General features: G+C 54.3%; 23 protein-coding genes. 17 read left to right on the forward strand and 6 right to left on the reverse strand.

Annotation, left to right across the window (positions count from 1 at the left end; all coding sequences use genetic code 11):
- Positions 1 to 360 precede the first annotated feature (360 nt).
- The 3 genes from H6F59_RS10890 to H6F59_RS10900 all read left to right on the forward strand — a co-directional run bounded on the left by H6F59_RS10890 (position 361) and on the right by H6F59_RS10900 (position 2663).
- Positions 361 to 1164 carry a 4'-phosphopantetheinyl transferase superfamily protein gene (locus H6F59_RS10890; RefSeq protein ID WP_190698880.1) on the forward strand — a complete coding sequence of 268 codons (804 nt, stop codon included), beginning with the start codon at positions 361 to 363 and terminating at the stop codon, positions 1162 to 1164.
- Positions 1165 to 1167: 3 nt separating this feature from the next.
- Positions 1168 to 1896, forward strand: a complete 729-nt coding sequence (locus H6F59_RS10895) for a penicillin acylase family protein (RefSeq protein WP_199325722.1) — start codon at positions 1168 to 1170, stop codon at positions 1894 to 1896.
- Positions 1897 to 1973: 77 nt separating this feature from the next.
- Positions 1974 to 2663, forward strand: coding sequence for an iron-siderophore ABC transporter substrate-binding protein (locus H6F59_RS10900; RefSeq protein WP_313887182.1), 690 nt, complete (start codon positions 1974 to 1976; stop codon positions 2661 to 2663).
- 39 nt (positions 2664 to 2702) lie between these two features.
- Here H6F59_RS10900 and H6F59_RS10905 read toward each other — a convergent pair whose 3' ends face one another.
- Positions 2703 to 3665, reverse strand: a complete 963-nt coding sequence (locus tag H6F59_RS10905; RefSeq protein WP_190698885.1) for a TauD/TfdA family dioxygenase — start codon at positions 3663 to 3665, stop codon at positions 2703 to 2705.
- Positions 3666 to 4573: 908 nt separating this feature from the next.
- On the opposite strand from H6F59_RS10905, the gene H6F59_RS10910 reads away from it, so the two are divergent.
- From H6F59_RS10910 to H6F59_RS10940, 7 genes are all read left to right on the forward strand, one after another.
- Positions 4574 to 5071: a beta-lactamase hydrolase domain-containing protein gene (locus H6F59_RS10910; RefSeq protein WP_190698888.1), complete on the forward strand. Its 498-nt coding sequence runs from the start codon at positions 4574 to 4576 to the stop codon at positions 5069 to 5071.
- A gap of 289 nt (positions 5072 to 5360) precedes the next feature.
- A complete protein-coding gene (locus H6F59_RS10915) occupies positions 5361 to 5897 on the forward strand; it encodes an OsmC family protein (RefSeq protein WP_190523393.1) in 537 nt (178 codons plus the stop codon).
- Between the two features lie 3 nt (positions 5898 to 5900).
- Positions 5901 to 7130 (forward strand): acyl-CoA dehydrogenase family protein, encoded by a 1230-nt coding sequence (locus tag H6F59_RS10920; RefSeq protein WP_313887183.1) that lies wholly within the window; start codon positions 5901 to 5903, stop codon positions 7128 to 7130.
- 19 nt (positions 7131 to 7149) lie between these two features.
- Complete coding sequence (locus H6F59_RS10925) at positions 7150 to 7980, forward strand: ABC transporter ATP-binding protein (RefSeq protein WP_190698890.1); 831 nt, start codon at positions 7150 to 7152, stop codon at positions 7978 to 7980.
- A 29-nt stretch (positions 7981 to 8009) separates the two neighbouring features.
- Entirely contained in the window at positions 8010 to 9290 is a 1281-nt protein-coding gene (locus tag H6F59_RS10930) for an ABC transporter substrate-binding protein (RefSeq protein WP_190698893.1), read from the forward strand.
- An 81-nt stretch (positions 9291 to 9371) separates the two neighbouring features.
- Positions 9372 to 10151 (forward strand): ABC transporter permease, encoded by a 780-nt coding sequence (locus H6F59_RS10935; RefSeq protein WP_190698895.1) that lies wholly within the window; start codon positions 9372 to 9374, stop codon positions 10149 to 10151.
- Between the two features lie 53 nt (positions 10152 to 10204).
- Entirely contained in the window at positions 10205 to 10816 is a 612-nt protein-coding gene (locus tag H6F59_RS10940) for a TetR/AcrR family transcriptional regulator (protein ID WP_190698898.1), read from the forward strand.
- Positions 10817 to 11108: 292 nt separating this feature from the next.
- Here the strand turns inward: H6F59_RS10940 and H6F59_RS10945 are convergent, their stop codons facing one another.
- Both H6F59_RS10945 and H6F59_RS27030 read right to left on the reverse strand, forming a co-directional pair.
- Positions 11109 to 11582: an OsmC family protein gene (locus H6F59_RS10945; protein WP_190698901.1), complete on the reverse strand. Its 474-nt coding sequence runs from the start codon at positions 11580 to 11582 to the stop codon at positions 11109 to 11111.
- A gap of 121 nt (positions 11583 to 11703) precedes the next feature.
- Positions 11704 to 12693, reverse strand: coding sequence for an isopenicillin N synthase family oxygenase (locus H6F59_RS27030; protein WP_190698904.1), 990 nt, complete (start codon positions 12691 to 12693; stop codon positions 11704 to 11706).
- A 365-nt stretch (positions 12694 to 13058) separates the two neighbouring features.
- On the opposite strand from H6F59_RS27030, the gene H6F59_RS10955 reads away from it, so the two are divergent.
- The 4 genes from H6F59_RS10955 to H6F59_RS10970 all read left to right on the forward strand — a co-directional run bounded on the left by H6F59_RS10955 (position 13059) and on the right by H6F59_RS10970 (position 16487).
- Positions 13059 to 13883 (forward strand): MetQ/NlpA family ABC transporter substrate-binding protein, encoded by an 825-nt coding sequence (locus H6F59_RS10955; protein WP_190698906.1) that lies wholly within the window; start codon positions 13059 to 13061, stop codon positions 13881 to 13883.
- Between the two features lie 19 nt (positions 13884 to 13902).
- Positions 13903 to 14910: a methionine ABC transporter ATP-binding protein gene (locus H6F59_RS10960; protein WP_190698920.1), complete on the forward strand. Its 1008-nt coding sequence runs from the start codon at positions 13903 to 13905 to the stop codon at positions 14908 to 14910.
- Positions 14867 to 15577 (forward strand): methionine ABC transporter permease, encoded by a 711-nt coding sequence (locus H6F59_RS10965; RefSeq protein ID WP_190698923.1) that lies wholly within the window; start codon positions 14867 to 14869, stop codon positions 15575 to 15577. Before H6F59_RS10960 ends, H6F59_RS10965 begins: the two co-directional genes overlap by 44 nt.
- A gap of 121 nt (positions 15578 to 15698) precedes the next feature.
- Complete coding sequence (locus H6F59_RS10970; RefSeq protein ID WP_190698926.1) at positions 15699 to 16487, forward strand: phosphate/phosphite/phosphonate ABC transporter substrate-binding protein; 789 nt, start codon at positions 15699 to 15701, stop codon at positions 16485 to 16487.
- A 38-nt stretch (positions 16488 to 16525) separates the two neighbouring features.
- On the opposite strand, the gene H6F59_RS10975 is transcribed toward H6F59_RS10970, so the two are convergent.
- Together H6F59_RS10975 and H6F59_RS10980 are read right to left on the reverse strand one after the other, a co-directional pair.
- Positions 16526 to 16720 carry a hypothetical protein gene (locus H6F59_RS10975; RefSeq protein ID WP_199325723.1) on the reverse strand — a complete coding sequence of 65 codons (195 nt, stop codon included), beginning with the start codon at positions 16718 to 16720 and terminating at the stop codon, positions 16526 to 16528.
- 250 nt (positions 16721 to 16970) lie between these two features.
- Complete coding sequence (locus H6F59_RS10980; RefSeq protein WP_190698932.1) at positions 16971 to 18230, reverse strand: tetratricopeptide repeat protein; 1260 nt, start codon at positions 18228 to 18230, stop codon at positions 16971 to 16973.
- 610 nt (positions 18231 to 18840) lie between these two features.
- On the opposite strand from H6F59_RS10980, the gene H6F59_RS10985 reads away from it, so the two are divergent.
- The 3 genes from H6F59_RS10985 to H6F59_RS10995 all read left to right on the forward strand — a co-directional run bounded on the left by H6F59_RS10985 (position 18841) and on the right by H6F59_RS10995 (position 22469).
- On the forward strand, positions 18841 to 20355 hold the full coding sequence (locus tag H6F59_RS10985; RefSeq protein ID WP_190698935.1) for a sodium:solute symporter family transporter: 1515 nt from the start codon (positions 18841 to 18843) through the stop codon (positions 20353 to 20355).
- A 49-nt stretch (positions 20356 to 20404) separates the two neighbouring features.
- Positions 20405 to 20863, forward strand: a complete 459-nt coding sequence (locus H6F59_RS10990) for a hypothetical protein (protein WP_190698938.1) — start codon at positions 20405 to 20407, stop codon at positions 20861 to 20863.
- Positions 20864 to 21143: 280 nt separating this feature from the next.
- Complete coding sequence (locus H6F59_RS10995) at positions 21144 to 22469, forward strand: LLM class flavin-dependent oxidoreductase (RefSeq protein ID WP_190698941.1); 1326 nt, start codon at positions 21144 to 21146, stop codon at positions 22467 to 22469.
- A 337-nt stretch (positions 22470 to 22806) separates the two neighbouring features.
- Here H6F59_RS10995 and H6F59_RS11000 read toward each other — a convergent pair whose 3' ends face one another.
- Positions 22807 to 23556, reverse strand: a complete 750-nt coding sequence (locus tag H6F59_RS11000) for a Mut7-C RNAse domain-containing protein (protein WP_190698943.1) — start codon at positions 23554 to 23556, stop codon at positions 22807 to 22809.
- Positions 23557 to 23658 lie beyond the last annotated feature (102 nt).

Here is a 23658-nt window from a genome sequence, read left to right on the forward strand (position 1 = left end):
TTGACGGTTCCGAGGACTATGGTGAGTCTGTTGAGACGTGTTGGAAAACTTGGACCTTTCTTTCTGCTGTTGATTATCAAGAAGGCTTGGTATTTAAATGTTTGCCTGCTGAGTTCTGGCGAGCATTTGGAAGATTGACTGAAGAAATCTTGACATTTCTACTTCAGTAAGGCTTAATCCTTATTAGGATTAGTTTTCATTTGTCTGTGGGGGTCCATGGGCTGTAAGCCTTTAATTTCTGTTCATACTTGGTACTGGCGTTTGGGGCTATAGAGACTGCTGGGTAGCGACGAGGCAGGCTAAACCCTAGTAGCGTTTTGGTAGCAATACCAAAGCGCTGCCACCTACATCTGAGAGCCTATGGTAACCACTCGGCTGAGCCAAAACTGGCTGTTTCCGGCCACTGTCCCGCTATTTGGCGGGGGGGATGAAGTGCATGTTTGGCGCATAGATTTGTCGTTAGCTCCAGCTTGTCTGGAGCGGCTTCAGTTACTGCTTTCTGCTGATGAACGAACGCGGGCGGGTAAATTTCGATTTCAGAGGGATCGCGATCGCTTTACGGCTACTCGGGGGTGTTTACGGCTGCTGCTGGGTCATTATCTAGGGGTAAAACCGGAAACTGTGCAATTTTGCTACGGCCCCAAAGGCAAGCCTGCTCTCCAGTTACCGTTTGCAACGGCGCTCTCGTTTAATGTCTCGCATGCTGGCGATTGGGCTCTGATCGCCATTGGCCAAGGGCAACCTGTGGGTGTCGATCTGGAATGTGTTCAGCCTAATTATGCTTGGCAAGAGGTCAGTGGTTTGGCGCTCTCGTCGAGGGAACGGGCGATGTTAGCAGCGCTGCCACTGGAGGCCCAAAGTGCTGTCTTTTTTAAGCTTTGGACGGGTAAGGAAGCCTATGTCAAAGCGACGGGAGAAGGGCTGTCAAGGCCCTTTGCTCAGCTAGAGGTTTGGGAATTTGATCGGCTAGAGATTGGGGAAGATTTGGTTGCTACAGCAGTGCACTTGCCCGACCTCGAAGTCCCTGAAAGGAATCAACCCTGGTGTTTGTATCTGCTCCACCCCGTGTCAAATTATGTTGCCACCTTGGCGGTTCTAGGGCCTGTCGCCCTGAGCTGCTGGCAATGGCACGCTGAACTTTTTAGCCTAAGGGCAACTAATTAGATAATGATGCTGACGCAAAAACTGGCGATGGTTGGTCACCCCTGGCTCGGTCTGCGCTGGGGGTTATGCCGGGGTGTAGCCCTGCTGCTAGGGGTCGTGATGATGGTGACGATTGGCTTTTGCAGCCCGAGCTCGGCCCAAAGCTCCCCTGAAATTCTCTGGGACACCTATGGGGTACCGCACATACACAGCCGAGATACCCAAGGGCTGTTTTACGCCTTTGGCTGGGCGCAGATGCAGAGCCACGCTGATTTGCTGCTGCGGCTGTATGGTCAGGCGCGCGGGCGGGCGGCGGAGTACTGGGGAGAAGACTATCGCGACTCGGATGTGTGGGTGCGCACGATGGGCATTCCTGAGCGAGCAGCAGAGTGGTACACCGCTCAAAACCCCGATTTTCGCGCCGATCTAGAGGCCTTTGCCGCAGGCGTCAATGCCTATGCTCAGACCCATGGCGATCGCATTGATCAGGCTTTTGCTCAGATTTTGCCCGTGACGGCTATCGATGTTTTGGCCCATCAGCAGCGAGTGCTGCATTTCACCTTTGTCGTGAATCCGGAAGAAGTTGCCGATTTAGCCCTAGAGGCTGGTGACGAGTCGGCACGCTCGCCTGTCAGACCTCTCCCTCCACCCGGCTTCCTCCGACTGCCGCATGGTGCAGCATCCTCTAGGGGAGACCTGTGTGCCCATGCAGCCAAGTCGAGTGGTCGCCCTCAATCACACCACTGCTGGTAATTTGCTGTCGTTGGAGATAACGCCTATTGGGGTGGCCAGCAACTTGCTGCCCCAGCTGGCTGAGCGATTGCAGGGGGGTGCCACGCCTGGGGCAGAGCGAGCAGCTCAATCTAGAGGCGTTGGCGGTTCTACAGACTGATTTGATTATTGGGTTTACCTCGGATCTAGAGGGCACCTACAACAAGCTGTCGGCGATCGCCCCTACCGTTACGTTTGAGATGCAGACCACCGCCGATTGGCAGCAGCCCTTTCGCTTCCACGGTCAGGTTCTGGGTATGGAGGTCCAAGCCGAGGCAGTGCTGGGTCAATATCAACAGCGAGTAGAGGCCTTGAAAAGTCAACTGAGCGCATCGCCTATGCAGGTCTCTCTGGTGCGGGTGATGGCGCAGTCGGGCCAGGTTAGTTTGTACCTAAAAAACTGCTTTGGCGGCTCTATTTTGGCCGATATCGGCTTTGACCGGCCCCCCGCCCAAAATAACGGCACCCCTGAGCCGCCTTTTACCAAGCAAATTGACCGCGAGGCTCTGCCCGAGGCCGATGGCGACGTGATTTTGCTCTTCACCTTTGGCGCGACTCCAGAGGTTGCCGCCGAAGCCGAAGCTGAGTTAGAGCGCCTGCGAACCGACCCCCTTTGGCAGTCGCTGAGGGCCGTGCAGCAAAACCAGGTCTACAGCGTGGGGCACTATTGGGGCTCGGGCAACAGTCCCCTAGCGGCGGAGTGGGCGCTAGCCGATATTGAGCAATATCTGATCAAACCCGCCACCTAGCCAGGGAAATAGAAGAAATCTAGAGCGCCTTCATCCCTGTCAAGACGCAACCGCCGACAGCCCGTTATACGCGGCAGAATCACCTTTCAGGGCTAAGCTGGTTTCGCCATTGGCGTTGATGGGCAGATCGCCTGCTACCGTGACCCGACGCACGCGTCGGGGTTGGCCGTCATAGTCGTAGACCCCGTAGTGCTGGGTGGCCCGGTTATCCCAAAAGGCTACGTCGCCCAGCTGCCAGCGCCAGCGCACGGTGTTTTCGGGGCGGGTGACGTAGCTTTGCAGCATGCGCAGCACATCCGCCGACTCAAAGGTCGAAAGGCCGCGAAGGTGACGCACAAAGCCACCGAGAAAAAGGCAGCGCTCTTGAGTTTCGGGGTGAACACGCACCACTGGGTGCAGGGTTTCGTAGACAGTGGCTGAGAATTTTTCTTGAAATGCTCTGGCTTCGGCTGAGAGAGATTGGGGTGCGGCAGCGTAGTCGTAGGCATTGCTGTGGATGGCCCAAGCACTGTCGGCCAGGGTTTTTAGGCAGGGGGGCAGGTCTTGGTAGGCGGTGATGGTGTTGGCCCAGAGGGTGTCGCCACCCGCAGGGGGCAATTCTAAAACACGCAACACTGAACCTAGCGGCGGCCGATCGACAAAGGTGACGTCGGTGTGCCAAAAGTTGGTGCGCGACGGGGTGCGGCCATAGTCGATATCGAGAACGGCGGGGTGGTCGGTGGGCGGGGCCACGGTGGGGTGAGCGCCGGTAATGTCGCCAAAGCAACGGGCAAAGGCTACTTGACTAGGGTCATCTAGCGATTGGTTGCGAAAAAAGATCACTTTGTACTTCAGCAAGGCCTGACGAATTGCAGCGACGGTGCCATGGTCAAGAACCGGCCCAGATGGGCGATCGCCTAGCAGCTTCCGCAAATTTACCCCTCGAATTTCGGCCCCAATGCGTCCGCTGAGGGGTTGAATATCAAAGTCAAGGGCCACTGGGCGAAGGCTAACTGAGCTCATCGTTATCATTCCAAACATTAGTGTGGTGGGATGTCTCCCCGCCCTCGCATAGCTCACGACAGGGCAAGAGTAGAAAAGTCCGAAATTTTGAGTGATTCTCGACCAACCGGTTGATTGATCGTGGCCGTCAAACACTCAGCCTGAAAAAGCAATAAGCCAAGTTAATTTTGAGATTCAGCTTACAAAAATCAAATCTACTGTAATCCGGTCGGCTTGCCGGGGTAATTAATTTTGTACAGAGTAGCATGGTTTTTTCTTTGGTTGCTAGTGCTTATCTGCGTTTTTTTAATCTAGTTTCTTAAAGAGTTTACCGCTAATTCAAATGTTTCTGACGCTACAGTTTTTAATAAAAACAGACTTTGTGGGAGCTAAAAATTATCTGATCTACTAAATTTTTTACTTGATTCTCTATTTAAAGTACTTTTTTATGCATTGCTCTCAAATTATTCAGTGCCTTGAGTGTTTATTCAAAAAATGTTGTCTCAATTACTTTTGAGAAATACTTAATACAAAACATTGTTTTCTGGGCAACAAATATCCTTGCCGACACTTGCAATAGGTAAGGCAGCTGCCAATAAGTTCAGCAGAATAAGCCGAGATTTTTAATCATTTTTATTTAATCTACTGTAAACCTATCGACAAACCGTTCTTTATGTGGCAATTTGATTAAATAAAGTTTTAGATAGCTGCTAAGCCAGATTTTTTTTGCAAGGGTCTATTAAGTGTCAATAGGGTTGGAAGATGCTCCGACCCATACTCTTTTTGCTGGCAATGTTCCGGCTCATCTCGGTGATGCATCTTGCGGTAGCGCGGTTTGTCTTTGCAAGCGCGCTATCTGTAGCAGACCTAGATGGATGACGGTTTGGCAATGGCAGTCACTAACCCTAGTTTTTGCTGAAGGATGAACGATGGAATACGGAACAAAGGTGACCGATACCTTGACCACCATGGGGCAGGTGCGAGTCGAACAGCTGCAAGAAGCGGTGCAGGAAGGATTTAGCTCGGTGTTGAACCTGAGAGTGCCTAATGAGCTGGGGTTTTGGGCCGGGGAGCAGCAGGTCGCAGAGTCTTTGGGGCTGTGCTATGCCCACATTCCCCTTCGGCTAGAGCATTTGGAAGAAGCGGTGATTGCCCAAATTTTGCGGCAGCTCGATCAGTTACCTAAGCCGGTGCTAGTGCACTGTGCGGCTGGAATGCGATCGACCGCTATTGCTCTGTTGAGCACTGCGATCGCCGAGCGACTCACCCCCGAGCAAACCGTCGAAAAAGCCTACGCAATTGGCTTTCATTACATCGACAATACCCTGGTTAGTCCCCAGCTTAAGGAGCGTTTTTTCGACTACGTGGCCCAGCATTCTAGGGCGAAGCGCCCTGCGGAGCGGCACACTGAGGCCCAGGCAGCTTGAGTAAAAGGTATGGATGGGAGGGGGTGGGCGGAAGATATTTCCTGCCCATCCTGGGCCCGAGTATCGACGAATATCAATTCAAATTAAATCCCAATTGAAATTCAATCAACTTGCATTTCAAGCCAAGTTATGGCAATCTTCAGTTTCAACAATAGCAATTTCCTCCGACAGGTTGACACGATTCGGCTTCTAGCCAGGCCGAATTCTCGAGTGTAGAAGTAGCCCTAAGAGAATGCCTCAGGCTTTCTTCTGACTGAATTGTGTAGAACGTTCTATTTGAATGCATGCAATGACTCAACTAACTGCTAAAAGCCAAGGACTGCGCCCTGTGAGCCCAGAGGGTCTGAAGGGACTAGCCGAAAAGGCGCGCAACAACCCCAATGCGATCGCTACCGTCAAGGCCAAAACTATTTGTGAAGGTCAGTTTCGCAATCTCACCTACGTGCGCGATCTGCCTGCTCACGTGATCGACGAGCCTCCCACGTTGTTGGGGCAGGACACCGCGCCTAACCCCTCGGAGGCCGTGCTAGCGGCGTTGGGTTCTTGCCTGTCTGTGGGTATTCATGCCAACGCCATCGGGCGCGGCATTCAGCTCACCAAGCTGGAACTGGAGTTGGAGGGCGACATCAACATTACGGGCGTTTGGGGCATTGGCGACCTTTCGGAAAAGCGCCTGGGCTTTAGCGACATTCGCGTCAAAGTCAATATTGAGGGCAATGCCAGCCGCGAAGAGCTGGACAACTTGGTGGCCCACGCCAACGATTGGTCGCCTGTGGCCAATACCCTACGGCTGCCGGTGAACGTCGAGGTTGCCCTGGCCCAGTAAGAAGTGAGGATTGGGGGAACGGCCCAGCACCCCTACTCCATCACTCCCCGACCCCTTACTCCTTACCCCCTCACCCCCATGCTCCCCAACGCCCTACTCGATCGCGCCTCGAAACCTTTCCCGCCAGCGGTGGTTCCCTTTGACTTGGCAGAGATTCAAAGCGCGATCGACCAGCATCTGGCCCCCCTAGTGCCCACTATTGACCAAGAGGGGGTTTATCCTCGCCAGTTCATGCACCGCCTGGGTACTCTAGGTGGCTTTGGTCAGACCGTCAGCCCTGACTTTGGTAGCCGGGGTCAGGGGTTTCGCGCGGCGGTGCAGGTAATTGAGGCGGTGTCTCAAACCTGCCTGTGCACGGGGTTTATTACCTGGTGCCACATAGCCTGCGTCTGGTATGCCCAAAACGCTGACAACGTCGCCTTAAAGGAGCACTTGCTGCCCCAGATTGCCAACGGTGAGGTGCTGGCGGGGACGGGGCTGTCGAACCCGATGAAGCACTTTGCGGCGATCGAAAAAATTGCTTTGGTAGCCGAGCGGCGAGAGGGGGGCTACGTAATCGACGGACTACTACCTTGGGTATCGAACCTGGGGCCGGGGCACTACTTTGCGGTGGTGGCCAAAATTGTCGGCAGCGATGACTACCTGATGGCGATTGTTTCCGACCGCCTGCCGGGACTGACCCTCAAATCGACGGCTCACTTCATCGCCCTGGAGGGCAGCAACACTTTTAGCTGCCAACTGCGCCAGGTATTTGTATCCGACGAATGGATTTTGGCAGCCCCCTGCGCCGACTATATCGATCGCATCAAGCCAGGCTTTGTGCTGGCCCAGGTAGGCATGGGGCTGGGGGTTATCCAGGCCTGCGTTGACAGCATGAAGCGGTCGAATCAGCGCTATGACCATGTAAACAACTTCCTAGACGATTCGGTAGATCGCATTGAGGCCGATTTAGGGCGGTTGCGATCGCAGACCTACGCCCTAGCTGACACCCTCAATGCGCAGCCCCCCTACTGTGAACCTGGCTTCTTTCGTCGGGTGGTGCAGGCCCGGGCCGACGCCTCCGAGCTGTCGCTGCGAGCCTCCCAGGCCGATATGCTCCACGCCGGGGCCAGAAGCTACTTACAAGGAGGGGCGATCGAGCGCCGTCTGCGCGAAGCCTACTTTGTGGCCATGGTCACCCCGGCTCTCAAGCATTTGAAAAAAGTCTTGCAGACTCTACCTGCTACCCCATAATCCGGAGCGCATCAGTCCTATGAATGCTCGATTGCATCCGTCTTCGTCCCCGGTTGTCCAGGGAAACTCGACTGACCGTGCTGCCCTAGTGGTGGACGATCTGGCCAAGCAGTACGCCACCCCTCAGGGACCGTTCACGGTCTTCGACGGCATTCACCTGACAGTGCAGTCCGGTGAAATTGTCTGCTTGCTGGGGGCTAGCGGCTGCGGTAAGTCCTCTTTGCTCTCCACCATTGGCGGGCTGCAACCGGCAGACTGGGGGCATATTTACCTTCAGGGCGATCGCATTCAGGCTCCCGATCCCCGCATTGGGCTGATCTTTCAGGAGGCCGCCCTGTTGCCCTGGCTGACGGTGCAGCACAACGTTGCCCTGGGCCTACAGCTCAGCCACATGCCGCGCCTCTCGCGTCCGGCACTGCGCAGCCGCATTGATCAGGCCTTGCTCAGTGTAGGGCTAGAAAAATTCCACCGCACCTATCCCCGCCAGCTCTCGGGGGGGATGGCCCAGCGGGTCGCGATCGCCCGCACGATTGCCCGCGATCCGCAACTACTGCTGATGGATGAACCCTTCAGCGCCTTCGACGCCATTACCCGGCTAGAGATGCAGCAGCTCCTGCTGGGGATTATCGCTCAGCAGCGTTGTGCTGCCCTGCTGGTTACCCACGACATCGACGAGGCGCTGCTGCTGGGCGATCGCATTTTGCTGATGAGCCGCAACCCTGGGCGCATCTATCGCGAATGGGTCGTCACCACTCCCCAGCCGCGAGTGCGCCACACCGAAGACCTGATGTCCCTACGCGCTGAGATCTTCACCGCTTTATCTGAAGTAATGGCTCGCTCCACCCCATAGCTCCCCACCCATCCACTCCCTAACCCCCTATGAACTCTCTCTGTGCCTGCTGCGGCCTCAACCGCCGCAACTTTCTCAAACTTGCCTCCCTCTTCTCGGGCTCTGCGGCCCTCAGCGTAATTGCCGGGGGCTGTGGCACCCAGTCCACTACCGCTGAGAACACCGCTTCTGAAAATACGCCAGCACCGAATACCGCCGCTGGCAATCTCGATCAGCCTGTCAAAATTGGCTATCTGCCCATTCTCGACGCCTCCCCCCTGCTGATTGCCCACGCCAATCAGCTCTACGAAGCCGAAGGACTCACTACCGAGCAGCCCATTCTGTTTCGCTCCTGGGCTGACATTGTCGAAGCCTTTTTGGCTCGACAGGTTAATGTGGTGCACTTGCTCAGCCCCATTACCGTATGGCTGCGCTACGGTGCTCAAAACGTACCCGGTAAGATCGTCGCCTGGAACCACACCGACGGTTCAGCTCTCACGGTGCAGCCCGACATTAATGATGTGAAAGACCTGGGCGGCAAGGTGATTGCCGTACCCTTTTGGTACTCCATTCACAATGTGGTGCTGCAACAGCTGCTGGGAAAGGCGGGTCTCACAGTGGTGACTAAAGCTGGCACCGAGCCGGTTCAGCCCAATGAAGTCAACCTGGTCGTCATGCCGCCCCCCGAGATGGTGTCGGCCCTGGCCAACAAAAGCATTGCCGGCTACATCGTGGCCGAACCCTTCAACGCTGCTGGTGAAACCTCCGGCAACGGCAAGATACTGCGGTTTACCGGCGACGTGTGGAAAAACCACGCCTGCTGCGTCGTCTTTTTGCACGAAGACGACCTTACCCAGCGCCCGGAGTGGGCCCAGGGCGTGGTGAATGCCGTTGTCAAGAGCCAAGTCTGGATTCGCGATCATCGCGCCGAGGCGGCCAAACTGCTCTCGAAAGAAGGGGGTAGCTACACTCCCCACCCCGAGGCGGTGCTGCAAAAAGTGCTCACTGGCTTCGATGCTGCCGCCTATGCCAAACAGGGAGCAATTCAACACCCCGACTGGGCCGCCCAACGCATCGACTTCCAGCCATACCCCTTCCCTTCCTACACCGAGGAGCTGGTGCGGTTGCTTCAGCAAACCCAGGTGGAGGGCGACAACGGCTTTCTACAGGGGCTACAGCCCGCCGAGGTAGCCCGCGATCTGGTGGATGACTCCTTCGTGAAGCAGGCCTTGCAGGCGGTAGGCGGCCCCCAAGTCTTTGGCCTACCCGGCTCCCTATTGCGCGAAGAAACCCTCCAAGTCGCCCGTCTGGAGCATTCATCGCAGGCCTAGGTTGTCAGCGGTCGGAGTTCTGAACACTCCCCCCACCCATCCACCCGCCACCCATCCACCCCCTACCCCTACCCCTCACCCATGTCCCTCACCGCCGCTCCACCCCGCCGTCACCTTCGCCCCGCCCTTCCCATCTCCCTCTGGGGATTGCTTGGGACGCTGCTGCTCTGGTGGCTGGCTACCACGCCCCTGTGGCACAGCGGTGTGATTGGCGATTTTTCACCGGAGCGAGCCTTTGCGGCGATCGGGCAGCTCGTGGTTTCGGGGGCGATCTTCCCGCACATTTGGGCCAGCCTGCGGCGGGTAGTTGTGGGCCTGTTCGCCGCTACGCTGATTGGCATTCCCCTGGGGTTGTTGATTGGCCTGTCGCGGGTGCTGGAGCAGGCAACATCGGTGCTGTTTCAGTTCGTGAGGATGATTTCACCGGTGTCGTGGATGCCGGTGGCGGTGATGGTGTTTGGTATTGGCGACTGGCCAGTCTACTTTTTGCTGACGGTGGCCGCCGTTTGGCCGCTGATATTGAATGCGGCGGCGGGGGTGGCAGCGGTCGATCGCCGCTGGTTACTGCTATCGCGCAGTCTCTGCGCCACCCGATGGGAAACCGTGGCGAAGGTGATTATGCCCGCGACCATTCCCCACTTGCTGACGGGGCTACGGTTGGCAGTGGGGATTATTTGGATTGTGCTGGTGCCGGCAGAAATGCTAGGGGTGAGAGCGGGGCTAGGCTATTTTATTTTGGATACCCGCGATCGCCTGGCCTATTCAGAGCTGCTGGCCGGCATCTTAATCATTGGTGCGATCGGCTACCTGCTTGACGCCACCTTTCGCTGGGCGAATCAGGTCTGGCAGCATCGGTCATAATCTTACTCAGACCTGATTAACTTTAGGCTGATCGCATTGGGGAAACGCCAGGGATGGTTCATCGCAAACGCACCCGTGAAGACATCCTTGAGGCCATGCTTGGCAGGGTGCACCGCAAGGGGCTCAATGGCATCGGGCTCAATGAGCTGTTCAAGGTGAGTGGGGCCTCCTCGGGCAGCTTTTACAATTATTTTGCCTCTAAAGATGAGCTGGGCCACGCGCTAATTGATTTTGACTGGCAGCGGCTCAAGACCCACCTGATCGACCCGGCTGCTACCCAAACTGATGATCCCATCGCCCAGATTTTCTGGATGATTGATGCGTTGGAAGCCAAGCACCTCAACGGCGGCGACTGCTTTGGCTGCTTCCTCGGCAACCTAGTGGTGGATTTAGCTGAGTACGACCCGGCCTATCGCAGCCATTTGATCGAGGTGTTTAAGCAGTGGCAGCAGGCGTTTGCCAATCGACTGGTCTTGGCTACGGCCAAGCTCAAGCCAGGGGTTGAGCCCCAAGCCCTGGCGGAAGAACTCTTGACGTTGATTCAGGGGGTGCTGCTGCTGGGGCGGCTTTACCAGCAGCCTCAGCGATTAAAGGCTGGATTTGACCAGGTGCGCCGCCACCTGCGCGAGGCTTTGATAGAAGAATCTGGCACTGGGTTGGGGTGAATTTGACGGGCAGGGTGGATGAGTAGGGGGAGTATTCAGATTTCTGTGGGGTTGTCGGTGACGGCGCAGGTTTCGGCAATGCGATCGAGGTAAATACATCGTGCGTCACCCAGACTGTAGCCCGATGTCCGTCCCACACCAGGGCGAAATACAAAAGCCCAAACCGAGTGAACTCGGTCCAGGCAGCAACTCAGCGTTGGTTGCGATCGACCGCTATGGCGATCGCAAAGATTGAGGGCAGAGGCAATGGAGGGGTCACAACGACCGATCGTTAACCATCGCCCGCTACGCCCTAGGCTCGAATCGACCAGTGGTTGCTAATTGGGATGCCGCTGCGCTGAAACAGCTGAAAAATAGGACATCGGCGCTCGGTTTCAGCCTGTAGGATTTGAAAATCTGTGGCCGATGCACTGGTATTCACCACGGCGCGAATGGCAACCTGTTCAAAGTTAGGGTTGCCGTTTCGCGAGCCGTTCACCAGCACAGCGGTGTCGAGGTCTGCACTAATGTCAAACTCAAAGCCATTGAGCTGAATACCCAGATCCTTCGCAACCAGCTGAGCCGTGACCTGGGAGCAAGAGATCAGCGAACTCAGGGCATAGGCAATGGGGCTAGGGTGCTCGTCGTGCCCGCCAAACACCGGCGCTGCATCAACCTGAATGGTGTGCTGGGAGCCATCGATTTCAATAGCTTGAGCCACCCCCTTGCCCTGGGAACGCAGTTTAAATGTGGCGGCCGTTGGCTTGACGCGAATAGCTGCGGTCATAGATTGTTCCGGTGTGAATGTTAGCTGCGACTGGGATCATCCTTCCACACCTCACTTGAAATTGATGTGAATCGAGATACATTTGCAAATGAATCGAATTCTATCCTCTGCTCCCCACCCCTCACTCAATCACCTCCCGCCTCAGTTGCGGAAACACCTTCCCCACCTTCCCCAGCACATAGTCGCCATAGGTACCCTCAAACAGGCTCAGGCTAGCCCCATCCCAACGCTCCTGCCAGTTGTCCGGCTGCGATTCAACTAGCGTGGGGATGGGCTGAATCTTGGCCTCAAAATTGGGGTCAAAGAAAAACGGAAACGAGAGCCGGTCGTGGCCCGATGGATTCTTTACTCGGTGGGGCGTAGAGCGGTATAGGCCGCCAGTGATGCGATCGAGCATGTCGCCGATGTTGCAAATCAAGGTATTGGGAACCGGCAGAGCTTCAATCCAACGGCCTTGAGACTTTACCTGTAAACCTCCCAAGTTGTCCTGCTTGAGAATAGTCAACAGACCGTAGTCGGTGTGCTCGCCAACTCCCCACTGGTCGCTATCAGTGGCCGCCGCAGGATAGTTAAAAATGCGAAATAAAGTCAGCGGGTCGTGGGTGTAGCGCTCCTCGAAATAATCTGCCTCCAGACCCAGACTAAGCGCAATCCCTCGCATCAAGACATGGCCCAACTTCGTCATCGCCGCCATGTAGTCCAACACTGTCTGGCGCAGTTCAGGCAGTGTTGCGGGGAAGAGGTTCTGCCCGTGCAAGGGGGTGCCCGCCTTCACCAAAGGATGGCTGTTGTCTAGCTCGGCCCCTAGGTAAAGCCCTTCCTTTAAGTCAGGCTTGCCTGACGTCAACTCTCCCCCGACTGGAAAGTAACCCCGCCAGGCCCGCCCACCTTTGACCATGGCAATTTGCAGCTTGACAGCTGCATCTTGGGCAAAAAACTGACGACTGAGGGTTTCGAGCCGCTGCTGCAAGCTCTGGTCAACGCCGTGGCCGGTGATATAAAAGAACCCATACTGGCGACAGGCTTGCCCCAACTGTTCGGCCACCACGGTAGATGACCCTGAGGAGGTACGCAACAACGTGATGTCGATGATGGGGATAGTCTCTAACACAGTTAATCGTCGTTTTCTAGGTTAGAAAAATTGGCTCGGCTGTGAACAGCCAATGGGATTACTTCACTCTAAATGAGCGGTGAATTTTGAGCGGCTTATTTGTAGCTAAAACTACAATTACGGTCAAATTGCAAGGAGCTGTCTGTGCCAACCACGGGCTCGGTGGAGACTTAGTAGTAAAGGTCGGGTTAAATCTCTACGCCTATCGCAGGCAGGGTTTCTTCCTTCTTCTACAAAAAATCGTTATTCCGCATAAAAATGCTCAAGGTCTTAGTTGTAGCTCGGGCAACTGACGCTAGTGAATTAGGGTTATAGACTGGAGAGCTAGATTCTAAATGTATGGATGGTGCCCCTTGTCCAATCAAATGAATCGTCGATTTTTTCTGCTTATGGCCGGCTCCTTTGCCGCCACCACAATGGTCGCAGGCTGCGGTGCTACTCGATCGGGCGGTGGCAATGTTAGCGGTAACACCCTCAGAGTGGGGGTAAACCCTGTGCCCCACGGCGAAATCTTAGCCTACGTGCGAGATAACCTGGCCGCTAGCGAAGGTCTGACCATTGAAGTTGTCGAGTTCTCTGACTACGTGCTGCCCAACACCGCCCTCAACGATGGGCAACTGGAGGCCAACTACTTTCAACACGTGCCCTACATGGAAGACTTTGCTAAGCAGCGGGGGCTAGATTTGGTATTTGTAAAAGGGGTTCATTTAGAACCCCTAGGGCTCTATTCAAAGAAAGTGACGGTTTTAAGCGAAGTGCCAGAGGGGGCGCAGGTCTCGGTGCCCAACGATGCAACGAATCTGGGGCGCGCCCTCAAACTGCTAGAGGACAACGGATTGCTCACTCTCAAAGGCGGAGCGGGGGTCAGTGCCACCAAGCAAGACATTGAGGCCAATCCTAAAAATCTCAGCTTGGTGGAGTTAGAGGCGGCACAGTTGCCCCGCGCCCTAGACGATGTAGATATTGGCGTAGTTAACGGCAACTATGCCCTTGAAGTAGGGTTAAACCCCGCTAAAGATGCTCTGGCGCTGGAAAAATCTGACGGCAACCCCTACGCTAATGGACTGGTGGTGCTGAGTGGGCAGGAAAATGATTCAAATATTCAAAAACTGGCTCAGCTGCTGAACTCTGATCAGGTCAGAACGTTTATTAACGATAAGTACCAGGGGGCAGTGATCCCGGTTTTTTAATGCTCCCTGAGGTAGGGTCATGATTACGATTCGAGACTTGCGGAAGGTGTACGGGTCGTTTGTGGCTCTCGACACCTTTAACGAAGAGATTAACGCCGGAGAAATTTTTGGGGTGATCGGTCAGAGCGGGGCTGGCAAAAGCACCCTAATTCGCTGCATTAACCGGTTAGAAACGCCTACCTCTGGCCGTGTGATTGTGGCTGGCCAAGACATTACCGCCCTGTCGGGTAGCGACCTGCGTCGGGCGCGGCAGCAGATGGGCATGATTTTTCAGCACTTTAACTTGCTGAGCTCGCGCACTGCTGCTGAAAACATTGCCATGCCCCTGGAGGTGATGGGCTATAGCCGTTTGCGCATCAAGGCGCGGGTGGCAGAACTGCTGTCGCTGGTGGAGCTAGAGGGCAAGGGCGATAGCTACCCCGCCCAGCTGTCTGGAGGGCAGAAACAGCGGGTGGGCATTGCTCGGGCCTTAGCCGCCGACCCCAAGGTGCTGTTGTCGGACGAAGCAACCTCGGCCCTAGACCCCCAGACTACTCAATCTATTCTGTCGCTGCTGAAGAAGTTGAACCAGCAAATTGGTCTCACCATTTTGCTGATTACCCACGATATGGGAGTAGTGAAGCGGATCTGCGATCGCGTCGCCATTTTAGAGCAGGGTAAAGTCATTGAGCGCGGCAGGGTGGTTGACTTGGCGGCCCAGCCTCACTCCCGCCTAGCGCAGGACTTTTTTCCTCGGCTGACGGGCTACCAACCGCGACCTGACGCGCTGCTGGTTACCGTTGCCTTCCGGGGTGAGGTGGCCAACGAGCCGTTTATGGCTACCCTGGCGCAGCGGTTCAACGTAGGGGCCAACATTCTTAATGGGGCCATTGAAACCATTGGGGGTCAGCCGGTGGGGCAGTTTCAGATCGAACTGGCGGGGCCAGAGCGGTACCTTGCCCTCGACTATTTGACTCAGCTCAATCTTGCCGTGGAGGTACAGGATGGACGCACAGCTGCTGAGCAATTTGTGGACAGCAACCCTTGAAACGCTCTATATGGTGAGCGTTTCGTCGCTGCTGGCGGCGGTGTTTGGCTTACCCCTGGGGCTGCTGCTGGTGATTACGGGGGCCAGGGAATTTTTGCCGAACCCACTGGTAAACCAGGGGCTGGGTTGGGTGATCAATGGGGTGCGATCGCTACCCTTCATCATCTTGCTGGTGGCGATCTTGCCCCTCACCCGCTTAATCGTTGGCACAACCATTGGCAGCACCGCCGCCTTAGTACCTCTTACCCTCTCAGCCATTCCTTTTTTTGCCCGCGTGGCTGAAACTGCCCTCCTCGAAGTTGACCCAGGCCTGGTGGAAGCCGCCGAAGCTATGGGCTGTAGCCACTGGGATATCGTTCGTAAGGTGTTGATTCCCGAGTCGCGGCCCGCTCTGGTGTTGGGCCTGACCCTGATGGTGATCAGTCTGGTGGGCAACTCGGCGATGGCTGGGGTTGTAGGCGGTGGCGGTTTAGGCGATCTAGCAATTCGCTACGGCTTCCAGCGCTTTGACACGCGGGTGATGGTGTACACGGTGGTCATTTTGATTGCCTTGGTGCAGCTGATTCAGTGGTTTGGCGACGGCGTGGCTTACGGGCTGCGCCGTACCGGCAATGTAGCGCCCTCCCCCGGTTGGACCAATCCCTTGGTGCGGCTACGAAAGACCTAGGCTGTGCCTGTATCGAACCTAGCGCCCTGGTGGAATTTCTCTACTCTTTAAATCTCTATGACAACTACCCTCAAGAAGGAGCTTTTGAGTTTGATTCGCTATCGACCGAGGTTGTTTTAGCATGCGCGGTGTTTCCTACCTCTCCCCCAATCTGCTCTGGCTGTATCGAGCCGTGGGTGACTACCTCGGTCGTCGCCTGGGCTGCTCGGTGGATGTGGTGCAGGGAGCCGATGATCCTCTGACCGATTCAGAGCTGGTGGGCGATCGCTGGGATTTGCTCTTTCTCTGCGGCCTACCCCTGATGCGCTATGCTCAGCGGGTGCCCCATCAGCTGCGGCCCCTGGTGGCTCCGGTGATGGGGCAGGCTCGCTATGGCGGACAGCCGGTGTACTTTTCGGATGTGGTGGTGCGGAGAGATCGCCCCCTGCATACTTGGGACGACCTGGCTCAGACGGTATTTTGCTACAACGATCGCGGCTCTCACAGCGGCTACAGCCGAATGGGCTACGAGCTGCACCAGAGAGCATTGGACTGGGGATTCTTTAAGCAGAAGCTGGAATCGGGGAGTCATTTGCGATCGCTCGACGCCATTCTCACAGGCCAGGCTGATTGCGCTGCGATCGACAGCACCGTGCTCGACCAAGCTCTGAGAGACGACCCCGTCCTCAGCCAAAAAATCCGCATTATTACTAGCCTCGGCCCCTCTCCCATGCCGTCCATTGCGATCGCTCAACGGTTGGGTCAGGACATGATGCAAACCTGGCAAGCAGCACTCCTTCAGCCCGACGCCACGTTGCAGCAGCAGCTTGCCCAGGCTGGAATCCAGCGCTTTGCGGCAGTGGACTATGGCACCTATGAGCCGGTTTTGGCGATGTATGAGGGGAGTAAAGGAGTTGGGGGTGAGGTGTAGAGAGTAAATTGACCCCCTACACCTTATTCCCTATCTTTTTAGCCCTCTACACCCTGTCCCCGCCAAGCCAAAAAAGCCTCCAGCGTTGGAAAGTAGCGAATTACCTCATCGAGGCCTGTCGGTCTACCCGAGCGGTAGCCATCCCAATAGGCGGCATCGGTGCTTTTGGGCAGTAGACCCGCATCGCGATCGCGGCACCCCCGCTGAAAAAATTCTTCTCGACGGCTTTTCATCACAACCTCCAGGATTCAACCAAAATGCACCCTCGCCATGCCGTGTTGATAGAACAGCAGCAAACCGGTTTGCAGTAATGGCCAGGGTTTTAACCCTATGAGTTGATCCTACGAAGGTGGTTTGATAAGAGCAAATAGTCTTTTTTGTGAAATTAATAGATTTTGTTGATGGAAAAGGCAGAGCTAGGAAAAACGGTTTGAATGTTGAGGTTCTGCTCGGCCTCGGGAACCGAAACCTCAAACCTTTGCGCTATGCCAGCGCCTGCCGTAGGGCAAACTGCTGCGGAGCCTGGGCCTGCTGCTCTACAGCGTGACGATAGACTTGCTTAAACAAGGTCTGTTGCGTGTGGCTGCCTCCCAGGCGGTAGAGGTGTGGCAGCACGGGGCGCAGGTGGGCGATCGCCCTCGCCCAATCCCCATTAGCGTGGGCCACTAACCCCTGAGCTGCGGGAACAGCCAGCTTGAGCCAGCGTGCTTTGGTGAGTTCATCCTGGCGATGAGCGTAGCGGGCCATGTCGTCGATCATGGTGGCGGCGTAGTCATTGCGATCGCCTCGGGCCAGGCCATAGACATAGTGCAGGTCTTGAAAAGGCAGGGCATGCTCTTGTAGGCGCGATCGCAGCGGTTTGGCCAGCGATCGCCAGCGATTACCCACGGATACCCCCGCTAGCTCTAGCCGCAGCAGCAGCGAAATTGCCCCCACCTGGTCTTTGGGGGTGTGCCTGCGGGCCAGTCCCCACACGTGCTGGTCATAGAGCCTGAGCACCGTGGCGGTGTCGCCCTGGGCCAGGTAAGCCAGGGCCACGTGCCACCAATTGTGGGTGTAAAGCATCGAGTTACAGCCGCGCCAGGTATCGGCGTTAGCCTCCATCCAGTCAATGTTTTCGCGGTGGCGACCCTGGACGTCAAGCACGTGGGCCACGGCGTGGTGCGCCCAGGGGTTGTGGCGGCGCAGCTCTGTCGCCCGTCGGCCCAGCGCTTCGGCCTGGTCATACTGGTGGCACTGCTCCAAGCCAAAGGCCACCATGCTGTAGAGCAACGGGTGTTCGGGATGTGCCGAGAGAGCTGCTAGGGCGACTTCTAACAACCCCTGGCTCTCTCCCTGATAAAAGTAGTGGTACTGGGCCTGCTGCACCGCCAGCAAATCCTGCGGAAAGGCTTGTACCAGAGCAGTTTGATAAGCGATCGCTTGCTGGATGTGGCCCTTAGCCCAAGCCGCAATACCGTGAATATAGCCCTGCTCTCGCGGCGAGACTGACGCTAACCTGGCTAGCGCTCGGTTGAGGTAAGGTCTGGCGCGCAGGCGATCGGTGCGGTTTTCTTGGCTGAGGTAGTAGGCGGCCGCGTAGGCATGGGCGATCGCACAGTTGCCGTCTGCCTCAACCGCCTTGAGAATCGTTGTCTCTGCCTGGTCGCCGTAGGTCAGCGCCTGGTCGATAAATTGGTCAATAGCAGTCACCGCTTGAACAGAATCAGTGGTGACCAACAAGCCTTGAGCGTCTTGAAGCATTACTTATAAGGTTGAGATTAAACCTTTGACCTGAGCTTTAAGACAATCAGCGATTAGACTTAAATTAGAAATAAATTGAGATACATTTGTAATATATTTTAACTTTAGTGAATAATCCAAGCTGAAATGTTGTAACTATCCTTAGGCAAAAACCTTGAGTAATCAAATATTCAATATTTCTATAATTCCCCTGTTGCAAGAGCTATGGATCTTACTGACGGGTGAAGATGACTAGTTAGATTTAAGGTGAAGATTGATCCTCTGATTCTGAATGGCAGGCAATTGTAACCCCAGATGCTTTTTTGCACAAAAGCAGAATGTTAATATCGCCCAGGCTGATGACTCGGAGAAAGCCGCATGGTGCCAAAAGCTTGGTATTCAGGAGTTTTGTGTCTTCTGATAAAATAGGTTTTAGTTTGCTTAGAGCAGCTCTTGTCCACTTTGAAATGTGTTAGAGGGCAGATTTAAGCTGAGGCCTTGAAAGTCTTTATCCGTTGCAAATTCGTCATAATAAGCATTAGGAGTTAGACCGAGGCGACACTGTTAGCGCAGCGGATCTATATTCTATTGCAGTCATTTTTTGTCTAAAGCTAAGTGAAGGAAAGAATTTATGCAGGAGTTTGAGTTTGTGAAGGCGTCACTAACGCCAGCACAAGGGATTTTTACCTTAATTGCATTAGGGCTTATCTTGCTTGCCCTAGCGAACTATGTGCGAGTCACCCTTGTCAAAAACACCCACGACTTTGTGATTGCTGGTCGAAGATTGGGTTTTGGATTTGGAGTGGCAGGCATCATTTCAATTTGGACATGGGCGATGGCCGTGATGATGTCCTCTGCAATGACATACACCTATGGCACTTCTGGGCTTTGGTGGTTTACTGTTCCCAACGGTCTAGCGGTAATACTTATAATTCCATTTGCTAGACGATTGAGAGCTAAAATGCCGCACGGCTATACGATTGGAGAATTTATCAGTTCCCGCTTTGATGGAGCAGGTTTAGCACGTGTTGTGATGACAGCGGGTTTGTTGTTTGGCGCTTTGCTAGCCATCATCATTAACTTGAAGGGCACTTCGCTCGTAATTTCAACTGTATTTGGGGTTGACCAGGGTACAGTAGCTATCATTACGGCAATCATTGTTTTAGCCTATACAGTTTTGGGCGGGCTGTGGGCTTCTATTTCAACCTCTACTTTGACAACACTGTTTATTACCGTGCCGACAGCTTTTGTCGTTACTGCCGTATTAAGCCAGGTTGGTGGAGCTGAGTTTGTTTGGCAAACAGTTGCTAGCAAAAGCACTGACTTTCTGTCAGTGGCTCGTCCAGAGGCCGCAGTTGGCTTTGGTATCACCCTGGCGCTTGGCCTGATCACGGCTACCGTCGTTGGGCAGGATTTTTGGCAAGTTGTTTGGGGTTTGAGGGAGAGAGAAGTAAGCCGTACCTTCTTTTGGGCTGGCGCGTTATTCTACCCTATTCCTATTTGTCTCGGAATCTTAGGACTTGTGGGTATTGCTCTTAATGTGGATCTGGCAACCCATCTAAACGGCGATGCTGCCGCTGTTGGACCGTTTGTTATCTCTCACATCGGATTGCCTACCTGGCTGATTCTAAGCTATGTATTCGTGATTTTGTCGGCCTGTTATTCGACCATTGATGGTTCTCTTTCGGCAATTTCGTCCATTGCAGCTGTTGATGTGATTAAGCCTTTTTCTCCCAATATTTCTGAGCACAAACTGTTTTCTTACACCAGGCTATCGATGGTAATTGCCGCCCTGATTGCGACGCTAGTTGTGTTAAGCGGTGTTGACTTCGTCACCATTGTTTTGACAACCTACGCGATTCGTACCGCTGTGTTAATTCCGTTTATGCTGGCGGTCTTTTGGGATCGAATGACAGCGGCTGGTTTTTTCTGGGGAACCGTTGCGGCGATCGCGATCGGGATGCCCATTCACTTTGCCTATGGTGAATTGCCAGGCAGCATTGCCATTTTGGTCATTAGCGCAATTATCCCATTAGTTCTAGGATTCCAAAATCAAAATCGATTCGACTACGATCGCCTCAAAGAGGTTGCAGATATTTCGGATGACTCTGCTCCCGTCAACCCAATCATTCCGGTTAACAATTAGCGATACCTCATCAAACTGATTTCTATCCTCTTACCTTGCGGAGAAGTCCATGCAGCCCTCGTTTAATCTGAAGTTTCTTGGAAAATCAAATAGGCATCTCTTGATTGCGATCGCTACTAGCATTCTCGCCGCTCAGGGGCGATCGCTCGCTACAACAGGCTCAGCTAGCTCTACCGAACCCAGCTTCTTTGTTTCTACCGAGACGGCGATCTTCTTCTTTATTGGCCTTGTCATCTCCTTTTTTTATATTAAAGGGATGGCTGAGGTTTTACGTGATGCGGTTAGAACTTACTCCTCAGAGGAGGAAGACACTCGTGACACTTTCACCCAGGGTTTCGTCGGAGCTATTCTAGCGGCGATCGCCTCTGCCGTTGTGATCTGGTCCTATGGGCTTGGTGCCTATTTTCTTTATGTTGGACCAGTGCTTAGTTTGCTTAGCCCCATCGGCATCATCTACTTTATGGCTCTCGACATTCAGCGATACAAAGAGACCTCAAGTCCCAAGTAGTTTGAAATATTTTTTAGGGACAGCACAAGCCAATTCTGTAAGAGCTTGTAGAGATTTCCTTGGACATGGTGTTCAAAATCAGCTCCTATAAGCATCTCAAAACATAACCTTGTCAAACATAAAAACGATGCTTGAAGAGGTCTGGGTTTCGACAACTCACCATAAGGTGCTGAGAAAAAATGCTCTATTGGTGGTGAGGTCGTCATTGGTGATGCAGGTTTTCATCACTACACTGTCAAATCTTTAATCGAATTTATTCTTTGAGTACACAGCAGGTTCTATGGCATCTCAGAAAAAGCAGGCCCATCTTTTAGGCTTCATTCAACATGGAGTAAATAGTCACGCCACCGGTATGTGGCGACATCCTAAAGACAAAGTTAATTGGGACTGGAGCCGCCCACCCTACTGGCAACATATGGCCCGCACCATGGAGCGGGGGCTATTTGATGCCATGTTTATTGCCGATGAGCTAGCCCCCTACAACAACTATGAAAAAAGCTCCGATGCTTGCGTGAAATATGCGGTGCAGTGCCCTACCCATGAGCCATCTACTCTGGTGCCCATCATCACGACGGCGACTAAACACCTGGGGGTCGGGGTGACGCTGTCCACTGCCTTCGAGCATCCTTACTCCATGGTCCGGCGGCTCTCTAGCCTCGACCATCTTTCCGATGGGCGCATCGCCTGGAACATTGTCAGCTCCTATTCCAAAAGCGAGTGGGATGCCTACGGGGCCGAAATGAGCGATCGCGGCCACCGCTACGAGCGCATGGAAGAGTATATGGAACTTTGCTATCAGCTGTGGGATTCGTGGGCACCCGACGCCATCATTGCCGACAAGGACAGCGGTATTTTTGCCGACCCAGCCAAGGTAAAGGAGATCAACTTTGAGGGCGAGTTTTTCCGCAGCAAAGGGCGATCCTTCTGCTACCGATCGCCCCAGGGTCGTCCAGTACTCTGGCAGGCTGGCTCCTCAGATCGCGGGCGAGATTTTGCCGCCAAACATGCCGAAGCTATTTTTGCCGTCCATCCCAACGTCGATCGCATGCGGCAGTACAGCGATGACCTGAATCAGCGACTGGTGAAAACGTTCAACCGTCCCCCCGGTAGCGTCAAACTGATTTACGGCTTGCAGTGCATCGTCGGCGAATCCCGCGCCCACGCCCAAGAAAAGTACGAGCAAATTCGCGCCAATATTCCCCTCGAAGGTGCCCTCGCCTGGATCTCAGGTCACTTTGGCCCCGACTTCTCCACCTACGATCTCGACGAGTACGTGCAGAACATCGAAATCCCCGGCATCCAGGGCTTGTTTGAGAGCATTATCTACGCCAAGGGTGGCGACCCGATTACCGTGAAAGAAGCTGCCCTCTACTACGCTATGGGCATGGGTATGCCTATTACTGTGGGCACCGCTTCTGATATTGCCGACACTTTGGAATATTACATGGACGAAGGCGGTGCTGACGGGTTCATGCTGGTGGCCACCTACACCCCTGGCTGTTTTGAAGAATTTGTTGATTTAGTGGTGCCAGAACTCCAGCGGCGCGGACGCTACCGCACCACTTACCCTGGTACAACCTTGCGCGAAAACCTACTCGCTGATTGATTGGGGATAGGCTTCGTTCCTAACCAGCCATTGTCTGTAAGTATGCCTAGATCTGGTAGCACTGGTTTTCTAACGGATGATAGGTAGAACGTGGGTAGTGATTGTCTCCTGGCTAATGCGGTGTCCTGATCGCTCGCGAACGGCGATAAGCACGATCGCGATAAAACAGTCAAACTGACGAGATTACTTCCAATGCGAGACATGAATCCAATAGAAGAGAGCATCGATTTTAATACCTGATTTTCAGGGGTGATTTTTGGCCAGCATTGAGCGGCTGTGAGATTGACATTAGAGCGAAGATCTTTCTCTAAAATCTAAAACTCTATCGAAATAAAGCTTATGGGGGCGTTGGTTGGGTCACGCGGTTGATTAGCTGCTGAATGCGATCGTGGTGAGCCCCCTTCCAATAGACCTGATCACAGCCCTGGCAACGAGCAAACTCGTCGTAATGCAGGCGGGTGAGTGGCGGAAGTTGAGCCGCTATCTCGGCTTTTTCGACCGGCAGCAGGGTGTCATTGCAGCGGGGGCAGCGCTCTAGGGGCGCAATGGCATTCTGTAAACAGAACCGCTCTAGCACCTCTCGGGTCTGGGTTTCTGGTACGTGGGAGCGAACAATGTACCCGTGGGTGACAATACTGCGCTTCAAGAGACCCCGATCTTGGGTGAGCAGAATGCGCTGTTCTCGGTTTGCAAGGTGGGCTAGGTCACCATCCTCATAGTCGTTGCGGTAAAGCGCATCGAACCCTAACAGCCGTAGGTAGGTGGCTAGCTTGCCCAGATGCACGTCCAGCACAAACCGCGTAGTGGCCAGCGGGTGAGGACGCACCAGCGAAATCGGGCCGACATCAAGCTGCTTAAAGTAGGGGTAGACAGCGATGCGATCGCCATCCTGAGCCAAGTAGCCAAAGCCAACAGACTCTCTGTTGACCAAAATTAAATCCACTTCTGGGTGAGGGATGCCCAAGGACTCGATTACGTCCTTAATAGCAGCGGGCTCGTTAATCTCGTGGGCAAACTCTACTTGCTTGCGATCGGCAGGCAGAAAATCGTTTAACTCAGAATAGAACCGGAAAATGAGCTGCAACATCAACGCCTACAGGACAATCCAAGACCAGAAGTCTATCCCCTTGATCTTGACAGAGTATTCTTCAATAACTTTGGCGGTAGATAATTTAGGTATGAGGGCTGA

This window comes from Nodosilinea sp. FACHB-141 (assembly GCF_014696135.1).
Lineage (GTDB): Bacteria > Cyanobacteriota > Cyanobacteriia > Phormidesmidales > Phormidesmidaceae > Nodosilinea.